The 19,776-nt window shown below is 58.5% G+C and carries 15 protein-coding genes; 9 read left to right on the forward strand and 6 right to left on the reverse strand.

Annotated elements, in window-relative coordinates; translation table 11 throughout:
* Nucleotides 1-147 precede the first annotated feature (147 nt).
* Genes PLO63_03550 through PLO63_03560 form a run of 3 tightly spaced genes read right to left on the reverse strand, consistent with a single transcriptional unit; the run spans nt 148 to nt 2,870 of the window.
* Entirely contained in the window at nt 148-489 is a 342-nt protein-coding gene (locus tag PLO63_03550; GenBank protein HOI73202.1) for a hypothetical protein, read from the reverse strand.
* Nucleotides 486-1,370 carry a patatin family protein gene (locus PLO63_03555; GenBank protein ID HOI73203.1) on the reverse strand — a complete coding sequence of 295 codons (885 nt, stop codon included), beginning with the start codon at nt 1,368-1,370 and terminating at the stop codon, nt 486-488. Before PLO63_03555 ends, PLO63_03550 begins: the two co-directional genes overlap by 4 nt.
* Before the next feature lie 51 nt (nt 1,371-1,421).
* Nucleotides 1,422-2,870, reverse strand: coding sequence for a 4-hydroxyphenylacetate 3-hydroxylase family protein (locus PLO63_03560; protein ID HOI73204.1), 1,449 nt, complete (start codon nt 2,868-2,870; stop codon nt 1,422-1,424).
* Between the two features lie 645 nt (nt 2,871-3,515).
* Between PLO63_03560 and PLO63_03565 the strand changes: the two genes are divergently transcribed.
* The 9 genes from PLO63_03565 to PLO63_03605 all read left to right on the forward strand — a co-directional run bounded on the left by PLO63_03565 (nt 3,516) and on the right by PLO63_03605 (nt 13,986).
* The gene (locus tag PLO63_03565) at nt 3,516-3,875 is read left to right on the forward strand and encodes a hypothetical protein (protein ID HOI73205.1); all 360 of its coding nucleotides are present in this window, start codon (nt 3,516-3,518) and stop codon (nt 3,873-3,875) included.
* A gap of 571 nt (nt 3,876-4,446) precedes the next feature.
* Nucleotides 4,447-4,761 (forward strand): hypothetical protein, encoded by a 315-nt coding sequence (locus PLO63_03570; protein HOI73206.1) that lies wholly within the window; start codon nt 4,447-4,449, stop codon nt 4,759-4,761.
* A gap of 151 nt (nt 4,762-4,912) precedes the next feature.
* Complete coding sequence (locus tag PLO63_03575; protein HOI73207.1) at nt 4,913-5,266, forward strand: hypothetical protein; 354 nt, start codon at nt 4,913-4,915, stop codon at nt 5,264-5,266.
* Nucleotides 5,267-6,144: 878 nt separating this feature from the next.
* Nucleotides 6,145-6,558, forward strand: a complete 414-nt coding sequence (locus PLO63_03580) for a hypothetical protein (GenBank protein ID HOI73208.1) — start codon at nt 6,145-6,147, stop codon at nt 6,556-6,558.
* A gap of 417 nt (nt 6,559-6,975) precedes the next feature.
* Nucleotides 6,976-7,368, forward strand: coding sequence for a hypothetical protein (locus tag PLO63_03585; GenBank protein ID HOI73209.1), 393 nt, complete (start codon nt 6,976-6,978; stop codon nt 7,366-7,368).
* A gap of 1,462 nt (nt 7,369-8,830) precedes the next feature.
* The gene (locus tag PLO63_03590) at nt 8,831-10,312 is read left to right on the forward strand and encodes a TolC family protein (GenBank protein ID HOI73210.1); all 1,482 of its coding nucleotides are present in this window, start codon (nt 8,831-8,833) and stop codon (nt 10,310-10,312) included.
* Between the two features lie 13 nt (nt 10,313-10,325).
* On the forward strand, nt 10,326-12,110 hold the full coding sequence (locus PLO63_03595; GenBank protein HOI73211.1) for a PAS domain-containing protein: 1,785 nt from the start codon (nt 10,326-10,328) through the stop codon (nt 12,108-12,110).
* Nucleotides 12,079-12,774 (forward strand): ABC transporter ATP-binding protein, encoded by a 696-nt coding sequence (locus PLO63_03600; GenBank protein ID HOI73212.1) that lies wholly within the window; start codon nt 12,079-12,081, stop codon nt 12,772-12,774. The genes PLO63_03595 and PLO63_03600 overlap by 32 nt, the downstream gene beginning before the upstream one ends.
* A 39-nt stretch (nt 12,775-12,813) precedes the next feature.
* Entirely contained in the window at nt 12,814-13,986 is a 1,173-nt protein-coding gene (locus PLO63_03605) for an ABC transporter permease (GenBank protein HOI73213.1), read from the forward strand.
* 111 nt (nt 13,987-14,097) lie between these two features.
* Here PLO63_03605 and PLO63_03610 read toward each other — a convergent pair whose 3' ends face one another.
* Genes PLO63_03610 through PLO63_03620 form a run of 3 tightly spaced genes read right to left on the reverse strand, consistent with a single transcriptional unit; the run spans nt 14,098 to nt 19,755 of the window.
* Entirely contained in the window at nt 14,098-15,255 is a 1,158-nt protein-coding gene (locus tag PLO63_03610; GenBank protein ID HOI73214.1) for an iron-sulfur cluster-binding domain-containing protein, read from the reverse strand.
* Complete coding sequence (locus tag PLO63_03615; GenBank protein ID HOI73215.1) at nt 15,252-16,760, reverse strand: NAD(P)/FAD-dependent oxidoreductase; 1,509 nt, start codon at nt 16,758-16,760, stop codon at nt 15,252-15,254. The genes PLO63_03610 and PLO63_03615 overlap by 4 nt, the downstream gene beginning before the upstream one ends.
* Nucleotides 16,761-16,788: 28 nt before the next feature.
* A complete protein-coding gene (locus PLO63_03620) occupies nt 16,789-19,755 on the reverse strand; it encodes a DUF748 domain-containing protein (protein ID HOI73216.1) in 2,967 nt (988 codons plus the stop codon).
* Between the last annotated feature and the right edge of the window lie 21 nt (nt 19,756-19,776).

Consider the following 19,776-nt stretch of genomic DNA (forward strand, 5'->3'; position numbering starts at 1 on the left):
TTCCCGGTGGTCGCGGTCCGGCATGCCAGCAGGCCGCCGGCGCTGAACGGACACTAATCCAGCACGGCACGGATGTCAATGGATGGAGGGAGCGGGGCGGAAAGGCTGTGCAACCCCCTGCCGCCGGGAGTGAATTGTCGTCAGAAATCAAGTGGATGGTTGGCTATCCGGATGGGAATTATCCTCCATGCCGGCCCGATCGATGATTTCTATCACCCGGGCCGCCAGCTCCACCGGCGGCAGGGACTCGCAGTCGATCGTATTGCCGGCCACCCGGATCCATCGGCGAGCCATGCCCCGGATGTCCGGGCGGTCCGCGCATGCAGTCGGGCAACCGCAGATCATAACGGCGACCCCGTAGGCATGGGACGGCTTCACCGTTTCCAGCCGGCAGTCGGGAGGCAAGAGCGATCCAATCTCCACCACCAGGGCCGTCCGGTCGATCTGCGGATTGCAGCCGCCGCAGTATTTCAGGCCGATGCGCTTCATCCTGTTCTCCAGCGCCGGATCGCCCCCCTGGCCTCCCGGCGCCCCTGTTCGTATCCCTCGTCGAGGACCCGGCGGTCCCGGCTGAGCCGGGAGACGCGGAAATCGCCGGGCGGGCAGACTTCCACGATTTCAATGCCGGCCGGCGGCTTCCGGATCAGGGCCACCGATTCGTTGTAGCGCCGGGCGCGCCGTTTCATTGCCTCTCCAAGCAGAGGACAACTCCTTGCGTGGCGGACAAGCAGCCTGTCGGAGATCCCGGAGCGCTTGACGTAGCTCATGGGGCGCGAGCGGACGACCATGACCCGGCGGGCTCCCCGCCGGATCGCTTCGCCGACCGGAATGGCATCGGCGATGCCGCCGTCCGTGGAGGCACGTCCGTCCACTTCCGGGTAACTCCTGTAAAGCAACGGGATGGCGCTGGAGGCCTTGAGGGTGTGCTCCAGGTCCTCGGCCGCCGTCTGCCGGTAAACGGCCTGTCCCGTCCGGACGTCCGTCAGGACCACGACAAAAGGCTTTTGCCGGGCGTAGATGGCCGCCAGGTCGAGCCGGATTTCCCGGATGGTGATCTCCCAGAGCCAGTCCAGATCCAGCAGGTGGCCGCCGCGGAGGAACCGGACGAAGTCGATGAACTCCGGCCGGAGAGAGTAGTCCCGGTAGATGCGCCCGTTGCGGCCCTTCATACCGGCCAGGTAGGCCGCTAGGTTGGAGGCGCCTGCGGAGACACCGATATAGAGGTCGAAAGGATTGAAATCCGCCTCCAGAAACCCGTCCAGGAGGCCCGTGGAGAAGACACCGCGCAAGGCACCCCCCTCAACGACGAGCGCCGACATCCCGTTCCCGGAGGCCATATCTCTTATGACCGTTATGCTGTCCGTGGTCATGGATCTATTCGGTCCCGCATTCGTCGCCGTTTGATCGGACACCGATCGAATCTATTTTATCCTGGCGATTTCCCGGGCCAGCTTCTTCTTGTAGTCCAGGTTGCCCTGCCGGGAGATCATGATCCGCTGCGCCTGGGGCGATCCGGCGCCGTGCATGGACTCCGTGCGGTAGCCCACGGCCGCCGTTCCGAGGGTGATGTTCTCGATGAGGCGCAGGACCCGGCAGCGCGACTCCGTCCGCACCGAGGCGATCCCCTTGAAGTACTTCTCCACGACCGGGCCGATCTCGGGGTGCTTCAGGTCCCGCTCCGAGGCCATGGTGACCATCAGCCCTCCGGCAATGTCCTCGGCGAGCCGGGCGATCTCATAGGGGAAGCGCGTCACGTTCTGCTTGCAGACGTTCGCCAGGAGAAGGTCGATCAGGTAGTTCCCCGATGCCGTCGGATGCCCCTCCGCCGAGCAGGCGATCCCGCAGGCGTACAGCGTCTCGTTGAGATGCATCATCTCGATGAGCTTGTCCTTCACGTGGGAGGCCTTCGCCGCGCCGTTAAAGTCCGCCGCCAGGGCCGCCGCGCCGATCAGGACGTCGCCGACGCCGACCTTGCAGCCGCCGTAACTCTGGCGGTGGTAGCCGGCGAACCGCTCTACCAGGGCGCCGCTGAATTCGTACTCGCCGCACATGAAGACATTCTCCCAGGGGACGAACAGGTCGTCGAACACCATCAGGGCCTCGTGGCCGCCGTACAGGAGGTTGCCCACGTCGATCTCGCCGCCTTCGAGTTTTCGCGTGTCGCAGGACTGGCGCCCATAGATGTAGAAGATCCCCTCGGCGTCGGCCGGAGCGACGAAAGACAGGGCGTAGTCGGCGTCCTCCTTTGTCATGGTCATGGTCGGCATCACCAGGATCCAGTGGGAATTGATCGCCCCCGTCTGGTGGGCCTTGGCACCCCGGACGACGATGCCGTCCTTCCGCCGCTCCACCACGCGCGTGAAGAGGTCCGGATCGGCCTGCTTCGACGGCGGAAGCCCCCGGTCGCCCTTGGGGTCCGTCATGGCTCCGTCGACCGTCCAGTCCTCCTCCTGCATCCTCCGCAGGAATTTCAGGAAGCGCGGGTGGTAGGACGTGCCGAGCTTCCGGTCCATCTCAAAGGTGACGCTGTCCACGGCGTTGATGGCGTCCATGCCGACGCAGCGCTGGAAGCATGCCCCGGTCTTCTGGCCCAACAGGCGCTGCATTTTCACTTTCTTGACGAGGTCGTCAGTGCTCCGGTGGAGGTGGCAGAACCGGTTGATCCGCTCCCCCGTCAGGTGGGAGACGGCAGTCATCAGGTCCTCGTGGGCCGGGTCCTGTGCCAGGGTGTAGGTCATCTTCACAGAGTTCATGGAGGGCCGGATGATCGGGTGATCCACGGGGGTTTCCACCTTCTCGCCCATCAGCCAGACCTTCAGGTTCATCCGGCGCAGGCTTTCTTCATACTGCTCGGGGGTCATGAGGGCCATGTCGTTTCCTCCTTTTGGCGGGCCGGGGCCAGAACGGCCTGTGGCTTTGTACTGTCCTGCCGGCCGCGGAATGTGCCGGCGATCGATCATTGCCACAGGCTGGGCAGTTCAATCCGCCGGGTCAGGGAGCCATGTGCCGGCAGGATCTTCATCTGTCTTCCCGGAGCATCGGTTATCCTTGGGGATGCACAACGATCCCTGGTAACGGTTACCCGACGCCCCATGAAATCTACCGTTGAAGACGGTTTGATATTCACTCCAGGCTATGTCGATGTACGTTAAATATACCGTTCGCTATATTGACGGCAAGGAGTGTTTTACTTTAGAAAAACGCGTCATCCTGTCGATGCAAGGCGTCGCTTGTCATTCCGAGTGCTCAATCTTCCTGCTACTGAGTGAGACTGCGAATTGAACTACGGAACCGTCATGACGCGACACTCTGTCCATGTCACTATGAAATTCTTCCAATCCCCTATACCGCTTACAAGATTAACAAGCATTGTAATTCAACGGGATTCATCTACCCTGCAATTGCAAGCGGAAAATCTGGTTTGCGGATCTTCGAATCGTCGATCTCCGGAAAGATCGGCCCCCGTTGTACCTGAAGGATGTCATGCCGGTGAAACCGGGAAAGGAGGAAAGGTCATGAAACGAACAACCCTGGTAATCGGATTGGCGGTCATGTTTCTCCTGATTGCAGGCATTGCGGCAAACTCATCCTTTGCCGTCAGTTGTTCCGATCAGGAGGTGTCCTGCTGGGTCAACGCGGATAAATCACAGAGCGTGGCCAAGACGAAATTCAGCAGGTGCTGGAGCTGGAAACATTTAGGATGCATGCCGTGCGGCGGAGAGAAGGAGTGGAGTTACGCCGCCAGGTGGTGCGACAAGAACTATAAAGATCAATGCAAAGACAGATGCTGGGCGTGTTTTCGAAATCCAATCGACTCCTGTGTGAATGGAACGGCCTGCTGGAACACGGTCAATGATAAGCTGTGCATTCACTAGAGCCTGAAAAATGAAGACACCGATCCGAATCGTCAGCCTGGCGGTCATGTTGCTCCTGAGTGCGGGCGCATCCGTGAACTTGGCCTGTGCTTGCGGCTGTCCGGATTGGGAAGTCTCCTGCTGCATTGATGGAGACAAGTCGCAGACCCTGGCGAAGACTTCCTTCACGATGTGCTGGAGCTGGAAAAGAGTCGGATGCGTACCGTGTCACGGAGGGGGGAAGTGGAGCTGGTTTGCCGGCTGGTGCAATGACAACAATAGCGAGTGTCAAGGGAAATGCCAGGGGTGTATTGAGAACGAGACTCCATACTGGACACCCCTGGCTTCCAGCATCAAAGGCAAATTCAGCTGCGTGGACAGCAACGGCCATTGGCATTCTCCCTGAGTTCAACTCCATCACGGGAGTGTGTTTTGTCGGCGCGGATGCTGCTGCCTCTGGAGGAGCGCAATCAGGATCAACATTCATCTCAAGGAGGAGCGATTCATGAGAGAGCTGTCACGGGTATGCATTGCATTGGTCATCGTATGTTTCTTTCTTGCCGGTCAGGCCTTTGCTGGTGAGGCAAATGATGTGGCATCCGGAAAACAGAGGACCGTTGTCCACAGTTTTCTGGGTACGGTTGCGAAGACGGATGCAGGGAAGAAGACGATCACCATCCATGCCGTTGCAGACAAGGAAGAATATCTCAGGGAAGGCGACATGCCGTTCCGGGAGTTCAGTGCCGATGGGAAAGAGATCACCTTTGATGTCTCGAGAGCGGTGTTCCTGGGGGCAAACGACATCAGCAACATCAAGAGACTCCAGCTTATCCGGGTTGGTTATGACAAAGAGGGAGGAGCGTATGTCGCTCACACGGTATTGGTTCTGTCGAAGAGGCAGCCGTGAAGAGGGGTTCGGTCTTTGTCCGGTCGGACGACGCTGCCAAATCAAACTGTCCGTGAACAAAGGTGACGTTGCGGGGGCCTGGCGGTGTAGCGCTCTTTTTCGCCGGGAGACTGTTTATTCGTGAAATAGGAGAAAATGAGGAGGAAGTAACATGAAAAAAGCGGGCTGCATCGTGGCAATGGCGGTTTTCTTTCTCCTGCTTGCCGGCATATCCGCAAACACGGCCTGGGCAATCGGCTGTTCGGATCGGGAAGTCTCCTGCTGCATCGACGGCAAGCAATCGGAGACGGTGGCCAAAACGAAATTCACCAGGTGCTGGAGCTGGAAAGACTTTGGATGCGTGCCGTGTCATGGAGGGGGAAAATGGAGTTACGCAGCCGAGTGGTGCAACGACAACTATGGTCAGTGCCAGGGGAAGTGCAAGGCGTGTTTTCATGATCCCGGTGATCGGTGTGTGCTGAAACTGACCTGCTGGGACAAGGACGGCCGGCAAACATGTGAATGATCCGAGGAAAGGAGGATGAGCCATGAGGAAAACGGGTTGCATTGTGGCGATGGCTGTTTTTTTCATCATGGTTGCGGGCATATCCGTGAACTCAGCGTATGCCGTCGGCTGTAAGGACAGGGAAGTAAGCTGTTGCCTTTACGCCGATGAATCGCTGACCGTGGCAAAGACGAAATTCAGTATGTGCTGGAGCTGGAGAAAGGCTGAATGTGTGCCATGTCACGGAGGGGGGAAATGGAGTTATATGGCTCAATGGTGCAACGACAACGTGGAAAAATGCGGACATGGGAATTGTTGGGCATGTTATATTGATAAATGGGACCCATTTTGCGCGAATACACATTGCTATAGCAAGGATGGCGAGAAAATCTGTTACTGATAACAGGGAAAGAGGGTGAGCCATGAAAAATACAATCTGTATCGTCGCAATGGCGGTTTTCTTTTTCTTGTTTGCCGACGCATCCGTAAACTCAACGTATGCTGTCGGATGTCAGGATAAGACAGTCTCCTGCTGCATCGACGGCAAGGAATCGAAGACAGTGGCCAAGACCAAATTCACCATGTGCTGGAGCTGGAGAAAGGCTGACTGTGTGCCATGTAATAATGACGGGCAATGGTCTTATTTAGCTCTATGGTGCAATGTCAACTATATCAACGAATGCCAGGGAACATGCCAGGGGTGCTTCAAAGTTCGCAATCCTTTTTTTATGACACCGAAGGCTTCAGAGGGAGGTGACGGCGTCTGCTGCTTTGATAATGATGGCCATAAGCATTGTCGATGATTCGGGCGTCAACCACGGGAGGCAATGGAGTCGGGAGGGAAACCGTCACCGAAAAGGGTGATGAGGATCAACATTCATTTCGAGGAGGAGCGATTCATGAGAGAGCTATCACGGGTATGCATTGCATTGATCATCGTATGTGCCTTTCTGGCCGGCCAGGCCTTTGCGGGGGAGGCGAAAGATGCGGCATCCGGAAACAAGCGGACCGTTATTTACAGTTTTCTGGGCACGGTGGTGAAGGCGGATGCAGTGAAGAAGACGATCACGATCAAGGCCGTAGCGGACAAGGAGAATTACCTGTTGGGAGACGACATGCCGTTCCGGGAGTTCAATGCCGAGGGGAAAGAGATCACCTTTGATGTTTCGAAGGCGAAGTTTCTGGGGGCAAAGGACGTCGGCGGCATAACGGGACATCCGCTTGTCAGGGTTGGTTATGACAAAGAGGGCGGAGCGTATGTCGCCCACACGGTGCTGGTTCTGTCGAAGCGGGAGCTTTCCATGGCCCGATAAGATGGGGGAAGACAGGGAGGGCGAGCCATGAAAAAAGCGGGCTGCATGGTGGCCATGGTGGTTCTGCTTTTCCTGTCTGTCTTTATGCTGAACGATTCAGTCTATGCGGTGGGCTGTAATGACTTGAATGTTTCCTGCTGCATTGATGGAAATAATTCGCAGACCGTGGCGAAGACTTCCTTCAGCATGTGCTGGAGCTGGAAAGACTTTTGTTGCATGCCGTGTAATGGGGGGCACAAACTAGCCTATCTCGCTAAATGGTGTAATGAGAACCATGGCCAATGCGAAGGAAAATGCAAAGCGTGTTACGGTAGCCGTTCAACTTTTTGTGCTACCCAGCGATTCTGTGTTGACCGGGAAGGCGACGAAACTTGTCAATAGGATGAAGGACAGAGCAAAAAAAAGGAGGGGCGATTCATGAAAATGTCACGTGTATGCATTGGATTGGTCATCATATGTGCCTTTCTCGCCGGACAGGCATTTGCGGGGGAGGCGAAAGATGCTGCGCCCGGGGGCAAGAGAACCGTTGTCTACAGTTTTCTGGGCGCAGTGACGGGGATGGATGCGGGGGAAAAGACGATCACCATCCATGCCGTTGCGGACAGGGAAGATTACCTGACGGAGGGGGACATGCCGTTCCGGGAGTTCAGTGCCGACGGGAAAGAGATCACGTTTAATGTCTCGAAGGCGATGTTTCTGGGGGCGGAAGATATCAAAGGAATCAAGGCTCTCCAGCTTGTAAGGGTTGGTTATGACAAAGAGGGTGGGGCATATGTTGCTCACACGGTGTTGGTTCTGTCGAAGCGGTAGCCGTGAAGCCGGGCTCGGGCATTCCGGGGTCTGTACACGCTGTGAATCAAGCCGTTCATGATCCGAAGTTATGCCTCAGCTATGCCTCCAGCGAGGTGGTGCACCTTTCTGTGGGTGGAATTCCTGTTGGTGAAATCGCTGATGACAAGGAGGATGAGATATGAAGAAAACCGGCTGCATTGTAGCGATAGCTGTTTTCTTTGTCCTGTTGGCCGGCATATCGGCAAGCCCTGCCTACGCAGTCGGCTGCAAGGACCACTATATCGCCTGCTGCATTGACGGCAAGTCAAAGAAGATGGTGGCGGATACTCACTTCACCATGTGCTGGAGTTGGAAGTCGGCTAAGTGCAAACCCTGTCACGGGGGAGGAAACTGGAGTTGGTTTGCCAAGTGGTGCAACGAAAACTATGCCCAATGCGAGGGAAAGTGCAAGGGGTGCTGGTGGGATCAAGACGTTGATTGTTTGCGAGGGTTTCGATGCTATGACAAAAAAGGGGATTATACGTGTGATTGGCCTTGATGGATGAAAAGCGGCATCCCCTGGAGCAATACACAAGGGCGGCTTGATTCATCAGCGGTGGTTGTGACAGGAAGGCACCTGTTCGGCCAGGAAGGTCCTTGTTCTCTTGAAGAGACGATCATGAAGCGGGGTTCGGGATTTTTTTAGTGGGACGACACGAAAAAGGCAGGCTGTTCATGATCCAAGATGATGTTACGGTACCCTTGACGGAGAAACGCTCCTTTTCACCGGGAGACTTTTGGGTGGTGAAATTCGAAAAACAAGGAGAAAGCAGCATGAAAAAAACGGGCTGCATCGTGGTCTTGGCGGCTTTCTTTCTCCTGATTGCGGGTATATCCGCAAACCCAGCCTGTGCCCTCGACTGTGGGGAGTTGAAAGTCTTATGCTGCATCGATGGAAAATTATCGCAAACTGTGGCCAAGACTACATTCAGCATGTGCTGGAGCTGGAGTAAGTTTGAATGTGTGCCGTGTCACGGGGGGCATAAGTTTTCGTATCTTGCGAAGTGGTGTAACGAGAACAACGACCAATGCGAAGGGAAATGCAGAGGGTGTTATTCGCATTTTCGTTATTGCTATGGACGAATCTGTGTGGACAAAGACGGAAAAGAATATTGTCAATGAGAGGAATGAAGGAGCATGGATGCGACGCAAACCAATTGCCCGTTACCCATGAAACTCTATTCATCTTTCTATGGTTTGGTTGATATTACGAACGAATTTATTTATATGAACACGGGGTTTTCCAGTCATATCCCGAAAAAAAGGAAAAGGTCAGTCTTCTCGTGGGCTCAGGCTTTTTTTATAAACATGAGACATGGGTAGGAAACATGGCCTTCAAGCGAGGATAATGGAATCAGGCCTGTCGTTATCGACATCTTCGCGAATCAGTATCCTGTGCCTTGTCATTTTTCTCTTCGTATTTTTTGCCTCTTCGGTTCCGGTGCGGAGTGAAGAGAAACAGGAGATTCCGGGCGTTCAACGGGAAGCGAAGAAACTGACCCTGTCCGATTGCATTCTTCTTGCCCTGCAGAACAACGTTTCCATTCAAACGGCTTACCTGGACAGAATCTCCCAGCGGATGGAGCTCCGTGTCGCTGAGGACAAGTTTGTTCCCCAACCGAGCCTGAGCTTTTCGACCCGCGCCTCATCCACCTACAATACGGATGGCACCCGGACCCGGGGATCCACTCAGGACGGTCTGTTCGCCACGACCCTGAACCTTCCCACGGGCGGATCCGTAACCTTCAGCTGGGACAACCCGGCGACGAAAGCGGACATCGGCCAGGATTACAGCTACAGTTCCGGCTGGAGCGTCCAGTTTATTCAACCGCTTCTGAAAAGTGCCGGCCTGGATGTTGCCATGCAGTCCATCCGGCAGGCCAGGGTGGCCGAGGAGCAGTACATCCTCGACCTGAAGGACACGCTGGCCACCACGATCGCAACGACCATCACAGACTACCGGGCCTATGTGTCGGCCCTGCGCAGCTACGACATTCAAGCCAAGGGGCTGGAGACGGCCCGCCGAACCCTGGAGACGAACCAGGCGCTCATCGATGCCGGGCGCATGGCCCAGACGGAAATCCTCCAGGCGGAGAACGACGTGGCCAATCGTGAGTTGAGCGTCATAACCGCCAGGAATGACGTCGACTCGGCGCGGCTTACCCTTCTCCAGGTCCTCAACCTGGACAAGAACACGGACTTCCTGCCCGTTGAAGAAGGGGAGAAGTTTGTTCCTCCTCCCTCCCTGGAAGAAGCCATCGCCGTGGCCCTGAAAAACCGTTCCGATTACATCAAGGCCCTGCAAAACCTGGAGCTGGCCAAACTGGACCTGGCCGTCAACAAGCGAAACCTCCTCTGGGATCTCTCGCTCGTGACAAATGTCGGACGGACCGGGGCGGGCGATACCTACCGGACGGCCCTGGCGGACCAGCAGATTCGGAAAAGCGACTGGGACGTCTGGCTTCAGCTCAACATTCCCCTGAGGGACCTGCAATCGGAAAGCAGTTATGTCACAGCGAAAGTAGCCCTCGAAAAGGCGGGCATCAACCTGAAGAAGCTGGTGAGCGACATTGAAATCGACGTCCAGAATAGAATCAGGAATATCGACGTCAATTACAGGAGTTATTTGCTCGCAAAAAAGGGACGGGAGCTTTCGGAGCGGAAACTGGAAATCGAACGGGAAAAACTGCGACTGGGACGATCGACCAACTTCCAACTGGTGTCCTTCCAGAACGACGTCCTCGATCAGCAGACGATGGAACTGCAAGCCCTGATCACGTACCTCAACTCCCTGACGGATCTGGATCAGTCGCTGGGAGTTACGCTCGATCGATGGAGCATCAGCGTCAAGCGCGAGGATGAAGGTGTCAAACTGCCGGAGGACCGGAAGAAGGAAGTCAACGAGAAGCTGACGGTGAAATAATCAAGGGACAGCCATGAACCAGGATCCGATCATCTACAGAAGCATTCTGGAAAACATGACCGACGGGGTCATGACCGTTTCGCTCGACGGCCGCATCATGACGTTCAATGAGGCGGCGGAACGGATTCTGGGCCTCCGTGCCGAGGATGTTCTCGGCCGGTCGCTGAGTGAAGTGTTTCTCGGAAGGGAAGGGAGCGATGCCTTCAACCAGGCCATCCTGGACGCCGTTTACAACGAGGCGGTGACTCAGAACGGCATCGTCCTGTATTCAGCCGGGGAAAAGCGCATCGTTCTTTCTGTTACGACTTCTTTTCTTCGGTCCGACAAGACGGGACAGAAAAAGAAGGCCGCCGTCATTGCGGTCTTCAGCGACCGGACGGAAGTGGAGGCTCTTCGGGAGACAGAGCAAGACCTCACGGAGGAGATCAAGGCGAAGCACAGGGAGCTGCAGACGTCCTACTCTGAACTGGAGGAGTCCAACACAAGCCTCAAGGCCGCCCTGAAAAAAGTTCAGATGATCCGCATTGCCGCAACGGCACTGGTGCTTCTACTCTTTCTGTCCATCGGGATCCTGACGTGGATAAAAGGCACGCCGGGAAGGTCCGGGCCGTCTCCGACCGCAGATTCGCAGGCGGGTGCAGTGAAGACGTACAAGGTGGCACTGCAGCCCCTTGTCGACAAAATCTCTCTCCGGGGTACTCTCAAGCCGATCCAGGTTGTGAACGTGACGAGTCCCTTCGCGGGCACAGTCACGGAAAAGCTTTTCGAATACGGCCAGTCCGTCACCAAGGGACAGCTTCTCATGCGCCTCGATACCAGGGAAATCGAATCGAAATGCCGCGAAGCGGAATCGGCTTTCATCAAGGCAAATGAAAAAAGAAAGGAAATGAAGGATTGGAAGAACACGGATGAAATGGTCAAGGCGATGCGATCCCTGGACAAGGCGAAGAGATCCTATGAAGAAACGGAAACCCTTTTCAAGAAAGGCATTGTGTCGGCCGACGAATACAACAATGAAAAGAACAATTACGAGAACGAGCTCCTGACATACAAGACCACAAAGGCCAAAGGCGAGGGCGATAACGTGACCCTGGCAAAGCTCGACTATTACAATGCAAGGGCGAAACTTGCCGATCTCGAGAAACAGCTCAAGAAGGCCAATGTCCTTGCCCCGGTATCCGGAACGGTCATCCTCATGGACGCCGCGGGGGATAAGGACAGGAAAGGAAAAGCCGTCGAAAAGGGTACTTCTTTCGGCGAGGGGGAGATCATGCTGGCCGTCGGTGACACGACCGGCCTTTCGGTTTCCACCGAAGTGGACGAGATCGAGGTGACGAAGATCAAGAAGGGTCAGCAGGCGATCATCACGGGAGACGCATTCCCGGATGTGATCCTCAAGGGAAGGGTCGATCACATTTCGTCCCAGGCGAGCGTCAAGGGAGGGGAAGGGGGGGCGAAGAAAGCGGCTTCCTTCGAGATCCTGATCCAGGTGGAAAGGCTTACCCAGGAAACGGCCGACAAGATCCGTCTCGGCATGTCGGCCAATCTATCCATCGAGATCCTGAACAAGCCTGACGGCATCCTGGTGCCCATCGGGGCCGTGCAGACGGATGGGGCGGATCGCTATGTCATGCTGAAGGAGGCGGGAAAGCGGGAGGCGAAGAGGGTGAACGTGAAGACGGGCATTACGACTCTCGATTCCGTGGAGATCCTGCAGGGATTGAAAATCGGCGATGAAGTCCTGGTAAAGGAGGAAGCGGTCCGGAATGTCCATGCTGAGGACAGTGAACATCCATAAGACGTATCCGGTTGGCCCCACAGAAGTAAATGTTCTCAAGGGCATTTCCCTGGAAGTCGAGAAGGGGGAGTTCCTGTCTATCGTTGGAGCGTCAGGCAGCGGAAAATCTACGCTGATGCATATTCTCGGTCTTCTCGAACAGCCGACATTGGGAGAGTATTATTTCGAGGAAACCCGGATCCGGTACGAGGACGACCGCGAGATCTCCAATCTCCGCAACCGGAAGATCGGATTCGTATTCCAGCAGTATTGCCTTCTGCAGCGGCTGACGGCCCTGGATAACGTGGGGATTCCCCTCATCTACCGGGGGATGGGCAAACCGGAGATCCGAGAGCGCTCCATGGCATACCTGCAGAAGGTCGAAGTGACGGATCGGGCGTATCACCGGCCGAACGAGATGTCCGGTGGACAGCAGCAGCGGGTGGCCATCGCCCGGGCCCTGGTGGGCAATCCGGCACTGATCCTCGCCGACGAGCCCACGGGTGCCCTGGACAGCAGGACCGGCCAGGAGATCATGGACCTCTTCCGAAAGCTCAACGAAGAGGAAGGAATCACCATCATCGTCATTACTCACGATCCCAAGATCGCCGCTCAATGCCGCCGCCGCATAGAGATCACCGACGGGCTCGTCACCCCTCTGGCGGTCGACGGGAATCCTCATTGAATATCCGGGCGCCGCGGGGTGTCCGGAATCAAGGACAACATGATCCTGAAAGCAAACATTTCCGAAGCGTTTACAAGCCTTGCAAACGCCCGACAGCGGACGATCCTTGCCATTATCGGCATCGTCATCGGCATCGGATCCGTCATCGGCATGGTCTCCATCGGCTCCATAGCGGAAAATGAGGCCCTCAAGCAGTTCAAGGACATGGGAGTGGACGTCGTCATGGTGAGGCTGACGGAGGGCAGTCCATCGGCAAACGTGACCCTGCGGGACATCACGGCCCTGAAAGAAAAGGAGAGCTCGATCCTCGATGTCGCGCCTTACCTGCGGTCCAGCGGCACATTCAGCATCGGCAAGAAGAGCATCTACCTGGAGGAGATGGGTGTGACCGCCAGCTTCTTCGACATGAACAAGATCCGGCTGGCGGAGGGGCGATTCATCTCGGATCTCGACGAGAACCGCTATTTCTGTGTCATCGGGAAGGAAACGGCGGCTTTCCTCCGGGGGATCGGATTGAATCCTCTCCTCGGCAGTCAGTTTCCTCTCGGAAACAGGATTTTCACGATTGTCGGCGTTCTCGACAGCGTCTCGGATGGAGGGATGAGGCCTTACGGAATCAACAGCTCCGTGATCATGCCCATTAGCACGGCCGGGCGGTTCTTCGAGAAAAGCGACATCGACAGCTTTCTTGCCCTGGTCGGGAACACCGTCTCCCCGGCCCAGGCCAAGGCGGATATCCAGAATTACTTCCGGACAAAATCTCGGGACCTCAAAGTCCGGGTCACCACGGCGGAAGAGCTGATCGCCAACATGAAGAAGCAGATGCAGATCTTCTCGCTGCTTCTCGGCGCCATCGGGAGCATCTCCCTGATCGTGGGAGGCATCGGCGTCATGAACGTCATGCTCATCTCGGTTACGGAGCGCCGGATGGAGATCGGTCTCCGGCGGGCGCTGGGGGCTCAGCAGGGCGACATCCAGAGCCAGTTCATCATGGAGGCATTGGTCCTGTGCCTCGTCGGTGGCGTGATCGGGATCGTTCTCGGAGTCATCGTCTCCTTCGTTTTTGCGAAGGTCTCCCACTGGGAATTCCTGATCTCGTACGGATCCATTATTCTCGGTTTCGGCGTGGCCGCTGCCGTGGGCGTTTTTTTCGGCTATTATCCGGCGCGCTCCGCCGCGAGGCTGGACCCCATCAAGGCCCTGCGTTCCTGATCGCCGGAGGCGCGTTTGTTGTCCCGACGACCCGACGGGCCCGACCGGGGATGTCCCGAATCGTTTCGGGCGCCCCGGCCGGGCCGTTCTTGCGTCAGGGAGAAAGGAAACCTACAGGAGAATCTCCAGGTCCTCCAGGGGATAAGCGGCACAGGAGTGGATGTAGCCGTACTGCCGGTCGGACCGCCGGACCAGGGTTCCCTCTGGCTGGTAGACCCGTCCGGACAGCAGCTTCACCCGGCATTGGCTGCACTCCCCCGAGCGGCACAGGGAGGGAATCACGATGCCGCTTCGCTCCAGGGCGACCAGCAGCGGCTCTCCGGCCATTGCCGGAAAGCTTTTCCCGCCTTTGAGCGAGACGTTGAAGCGGTCATCTTCCCGCACCTCCGCCGGCCAGCCGGGGGAACGGGAAATCGATTTCGGCGGTCCGAAGACCTCCCGGCGGATCTTTCCGGAAGGCACGTCCAGGGAGAGAATCTCGGGGATGCAGAACCGGTACATCTCGCCGGGTCCGCAGAGGAAGAAGGTCTTTCCCGCGGCATCTCCTGCCTCCCGGCGGATCAGGTCCGCCGTGATGTAGCCGCAGGCCCCGCCATATCCGGGCGAGGGATTCTCGATCACCGGGATGTATCGCAGATTCGTGAAGCGGGCCGCCAGGCGCTCCAGCTCCTCCCGGAAAATCGCCTCTCCGGACTCCCGGTCTCCGTGAAAAAGCCAGAACGTGCGGTCGAGCCCGCTTTCGAGGGCTTCCCGGATCATGCTCATGAAGGGTGTAATCCCGCTCCCTCCGGCCAGGAGCACCAGCTCGCGGTCGTGGAGGATCGGGTTGAAATGGAAATGCCCCTCCGGTCCGGAGGTCTCGAGGATGTCGCCCCGCCGGACGCCGCTCAGCAGAAAGGACGAGACGAATCCGTCTTCCACGGCCTTGACGGTGATGTCGTAATAACCCCGGTGCCCGGGCGGAGAGGAGATGCTGTAGGGGCGGCCGGTGCGGACGTTTCCGATATCGCAGTAGATGCAGACGTACTGGCCCGCCTGGAAGGGGGGCAGGGGACCGTCGGTTGAGACGAGGCGAAGTGTTTTCGCCGAAGGCGTCTCGTCGAAGATCTCCGACACCTTCAGGCGCATCCGGTCGGGGTGGAGACGCCGGACGTATTCCTCTACGGCGCCGCGTTCGACGCTGAAGTCGGTCCCGTATTTCCGGCAGATCTCCCGTTCCCGGACGACCCGGTCGTATCCTTCGATTTTCGTCAGAATGTCAGGCCTCATTGCGCGTTCTCCTTTCTGCTCATCTCCCGCAGGATCGCCCGCGCCGCCGCGGCCCCCGAGGTGAGGGTCGGCTGGTAGCCCGGCATCCCGTACCACGCCCCGGTGCCGTAAAGCCCCTTGACGGGCGGCTTGGGGTTCCGGAACAGGGTCGAGTCCTTGACGTGCTGCTCGAAGCCGTAGGGGCTCCCGCCGGGATGGCCCAGGTAGCGCATGTGCGTGATCGGCGTGGCGACCTCCATCTCTTCGATGTTCGCCGTGAAGCCCGGGAAGTGCGGCTCGATCCGCCGGAGGATCGTCTCGGCGGCCCGGTACTTCTCGGCGGCGTATTCCTCCGGAGGAACCCGGAGCCACGGCTCTGCGTACTTCATGGTTACAATGGCGGCCTGGCAGGCTCCCTCCGGCGAGAACGTTGGATCCGAGACGTCGTAACAGCTCATGATGAGCGGTGGACCGCTCACGTCGAGGGTCCGGCAGAGGGCGAAGTCCCGGTCCATGTCGGTGGAGGTGCAGACGAAGTTGGTCGTCTCCGAGATGGACACCGCCTCGGGGGGGCAGCGGAGGCCCGCGTAAACGGTGAGGAACGAGGTGCCCACCACGGCCCCCCGGACTTCCCGGAGGGCGTCTTTCCGTTCTTCCCCGCCGTCGAGGAGACCGGCGAAGGTGGCCACCGCGGAGGCGTTGGAAACGACGTATCGCGCCGTGATCTCCTCCCCCCGGTCGGTCACGACGGCCTGCACGGTACTATCGCGCGTGACGATGCGCGCCGCCCCGCAGGAGAACCGGATTTCACCACCGGCTTCCAGGACGACCGCGGCCAGCGCGTTGGAAAGGGCCTGGGAACCGCCCCGGATGTGCCAGGGCTTGAACTCGATGTAGGCGAAGAGGAGGGCGGCCAGGTCGCTGAAGGCGAGCAGCCGAGGCGGCAGCCCCATGTAGCCCCAGTAGCCGGCGATGACGAGCTTCAGGTAGGGGTCCCGGAAATACTCGTCCAGGACGCTCTGGGAGTCCCGAAAGGCATACTGGAAATAGAGGGGGTACTTCTCCGGCGTCACCTCGGGGTCCCGAAGGTAGAAGGCGCTGATGACCTCCTGGAAGAAGCGGTACACCAGGTCGAAGAAGCGGTCGATTCCTTCCTTTTCTTCGGGGAACCGCTCCTGGAGAACCCGGACGATGCCGGCCCGGTTCGCCGGCAGGACCACGTCGACCCGGTCCGGGACGATGAAACGGAACAGATTTTCCATCTCCACGAACTCAAGTTTGCCGAGAACCCCGAGGTTCTGCAGGAGTCCCCGGAGGGGACCCGGGAAGTCGGGGCGTCCGAGGCCGGAGAGCTGGTGAAGCGATACTTCGAACTCGAACCGGCCCCGGCAGAAACTCGTGGCGCATCCGCCGGGGATGTTGTGGCGTTCCAGGACCAGCACCCGGGCGCCTCCCCGGGCCAGCGCGGCCGCGGCGGCGAGCCCGCCGTTTCCGGCACCGATCACAATGGCATCATAGTCGGTCATCCGTTGCTCCTTTCTTTCCCATGCTTCCTTATTTCAGGCGGAAATCCACCCGGCTGTCCTTCAGCTTTTCCTTCTTCTGCGGGGTCAGGGACTTCGGCTCCACGATGAAGACTCGGTCCGGCGTCACGTCCCCGGACTTCAGGAGGACGTCCCGGACCGCATTCGCCCTCCTGGATGCCAGCAGGCGGAGGTCTTCGTCCCGGACCTCGATGTTGGTCAGCATCAGCTTCTCCATCTCCGCCGGCGGCAGGCTCTTGGCCATGCCGATGATGTTCCTCGGCTTCGGAAACGTTTCGGCGTCGTAGGCCATTTTCAGGTAGCGGTCGCGCTCTGCCGGGTCGATCTTCACGTCATCCACGGGGATCGGGGCGCCGCCCTTCTTCAGGCTCTCGTTCAGCTTCTGCACCTTCAGTTTTCTCAGGAACAGGGTTGTCCGGAGGCCTTCCCGGTCCTGTTCGCGGTCCACGAACCCCTCGATGTCCATTTTCAGGGAAGGCCGTTCTTTCAGGGCCTTCCCGAGGGTCGCGAGCTTCTTTACGTTTGCTTCGCCCACGGCGGCGCTGCCGGCGCTGAACTCCACGTAGCTCATCTCCTCCCCGCCGCCCATCAGGGAACCCAGGAGGGCGAAGGGCGCCGTGGCGGCCTTCGTCAGGATGTTCACCAGGACCTGGATGACGATCCGCCAGACGCTGAATTTCGGGTCGTCCAGGGTTCCCGCCACAGGAATGTCGAGCTTGATCTGGCCGTGGCGGTCCTTCAGGAGGGAGATCGCCAGGGAGACCGGGAGCTTCGTGGCCTGGGGGCTCTCGACTTTTTCTCCCAGGGTGAGCTGGTCGATGAAGACGACGTTCTGCGATTCCAGCTTTTTCTTCTCGATCAGGTACTTCAGGTCGAAGGACAGCTTGCCCTTCTCGATGGCGTAGCCGGCGTATCTGCCCGAGTAGGGCGTTACCGGACTCAGGTCCATGTCCTTGAAGGAGGCCTTCAGGTCCACGAAGAGGTCCCTGCTCAGGGGGTTGATCCTGCCGGTGATCTCCAGCGGGGCGTACCCGTCGAGTTTGCCCCTCAGGTCCACGTCTCCCTGGATTTCCTCCCGGGAGGATATCCTGCCGATGCGTCCCCCGATCTCGACGAGCCGGCCGGAGAAGGTGGGCTTGATGTGGTTGTCCAGGAAGTCGATCTCGCCGCCCTGGAGGGTGATGGCGCCGATGGTGATGTCCGGCCCCGCCGGAGGTTTCCCCTTCTCGTCTTTCGCCAGCCCTTTCTGCGGCGGCCCGGCCGCTTCACTCTTTGCCGGAGGCTTTCCCGCTTCTTCCTTCTTCTTCTCCGCGGCGATTTTCTGGACGTTCAGGGTGGCGTCCGGATAGACCATGACCCGGCTGTAGAAATCCGTCAGCGCCACCTGGCGGATCTGCACCTTCAGGGGAAACACCACGGCGTCGAGGTCGTTCAGGTACAGGGATTTCCACTTCAGGAAATCCGCCGCCTGGACCTTGTCGATGGAGGCGAAGCGGGTGACCATGAGCCGGCCGGCATAGCGGATCCGGGGCGGCTTTTCCGCCGGGGCGAGATCGAGCTTTCCCCTGGCGCCGATCTTGCCGCCCGTCACATGGAGATTCACCGCTTCCGCCCAGTAGGGCTGGAAGCCCGGCAGGTCGATGTCCTTCACGTCGACGGCCAGGCTGGTTGAGACCGGCGTAATGGTAAACGGCCCCTTCAGGGAGAGGACGCCCCGTTTCGGGAAGCCGACGGAGAGATCGACGGTCCCCTCCTTGCCGGAGGCCGTGGAGAGGTTGCGCACCTCCAGGCGGATGTCCCGGAGCGGGAGCGAAAATGGCACCGGCGTCGTCTCATCCCGGAAGGAGACGGCGCCCTTTTCGAGGAGCAGCTCGTCGATCTCCACGATCGTGCCCGCCTTGGCCGGAGGTGGGGCGGCTTTCGCGGCGGGTGTTTCCTTTTTCCCCTCCGTCTTCGGCTCTTCCTTTGTTTTTCCCGGAACCAGGGCCAGCAGGTTGATTTCTCCTGCCGCGTTCCGGCGGACGTTCACCTCCGGGGCCTCCAGGGCCACCTTCGCCAGGTGGATCCTGCCGGCCAGCGGCTCCAGATCGGCCGTGTCCACGGTGAGGGACGGGAACCTCAGGAGGGGGGCCTTCCGGAGGTCCTGGAGGACAACCTCACGGAGCACCGTCTTTCCCTTCAGGATCAGAACCGGCGAATTCCCCTTCTCCTGCCGGTAGGTGAGGGTTGAGTCCACGTCCAGTTTCGCCGAGGAGAGGATGAAATTCCGCTTCATCGGAATGTAGGCGAGGTAATACGGGATATCCAGGTCCTTGATCGAGATCTTGAACTCCGTCTCCCGGGAGTCCTTGAAGGGTTTCGTGACTCCCGAAAGGGTGTAGGGATCGCCGTTGATCACGGCGGAAAAGGAGGGTTCCACCTTCGTCTCCAGGGCGTATTCCATGTTGGAGATGAAGGGGATTCCCGCCTGGACGTTCTCGGCGGTGTGCTTCGTGTCCTTCGGGCCGTCGATGAACTCAAGGCGGCCGTCGATGAGCCGGATGTTGTTCAGGGAGAAGAGGAACGGTTTCCCGGGCTCCTTCTTTTCTCCCTCCGGCGCCTTCACCAGGAGATCGGAGAAGTTGTAGCTCCCGTCGGGATTGCGGACGATTCGGATGGAGGGCTTTACCAGCTTTACCTCGCTGAGGATGAGAGCCCGCCTGGCCACCGACAGCATCTGCAGGTCCACGAGCAGTTCCTGGAAGGAAACGAAGGACTCGGCGCCGCCCCGCTCCCGGATGCCGAATCCATGGACCGAAAGGGCGAGGGTGAGGGGGTTGAACTGGATCCGCTCCAGGGTCACCTCGCGATGCAGGGTCTCGGAGAGCTTCTTCGTCAGGACCGACTTGAGGATCGGCGGGACCAGAAGGTAGGAGGAAACGATCAGGACAGCCAGAAACAAAACCAGCCCGATGGCGATTTTCTTGAAGCGGCTCATCGTGTCACCTCCCGTTGTGGC

It is taken from the genome of Syntrophales bacterium (assembly GCA_035363115.1).
Taxonomy (GTDB): Bacteria; Desulfobacterota; Syntrophia; order Syntrophales; family PHBD01; genus PHBD01.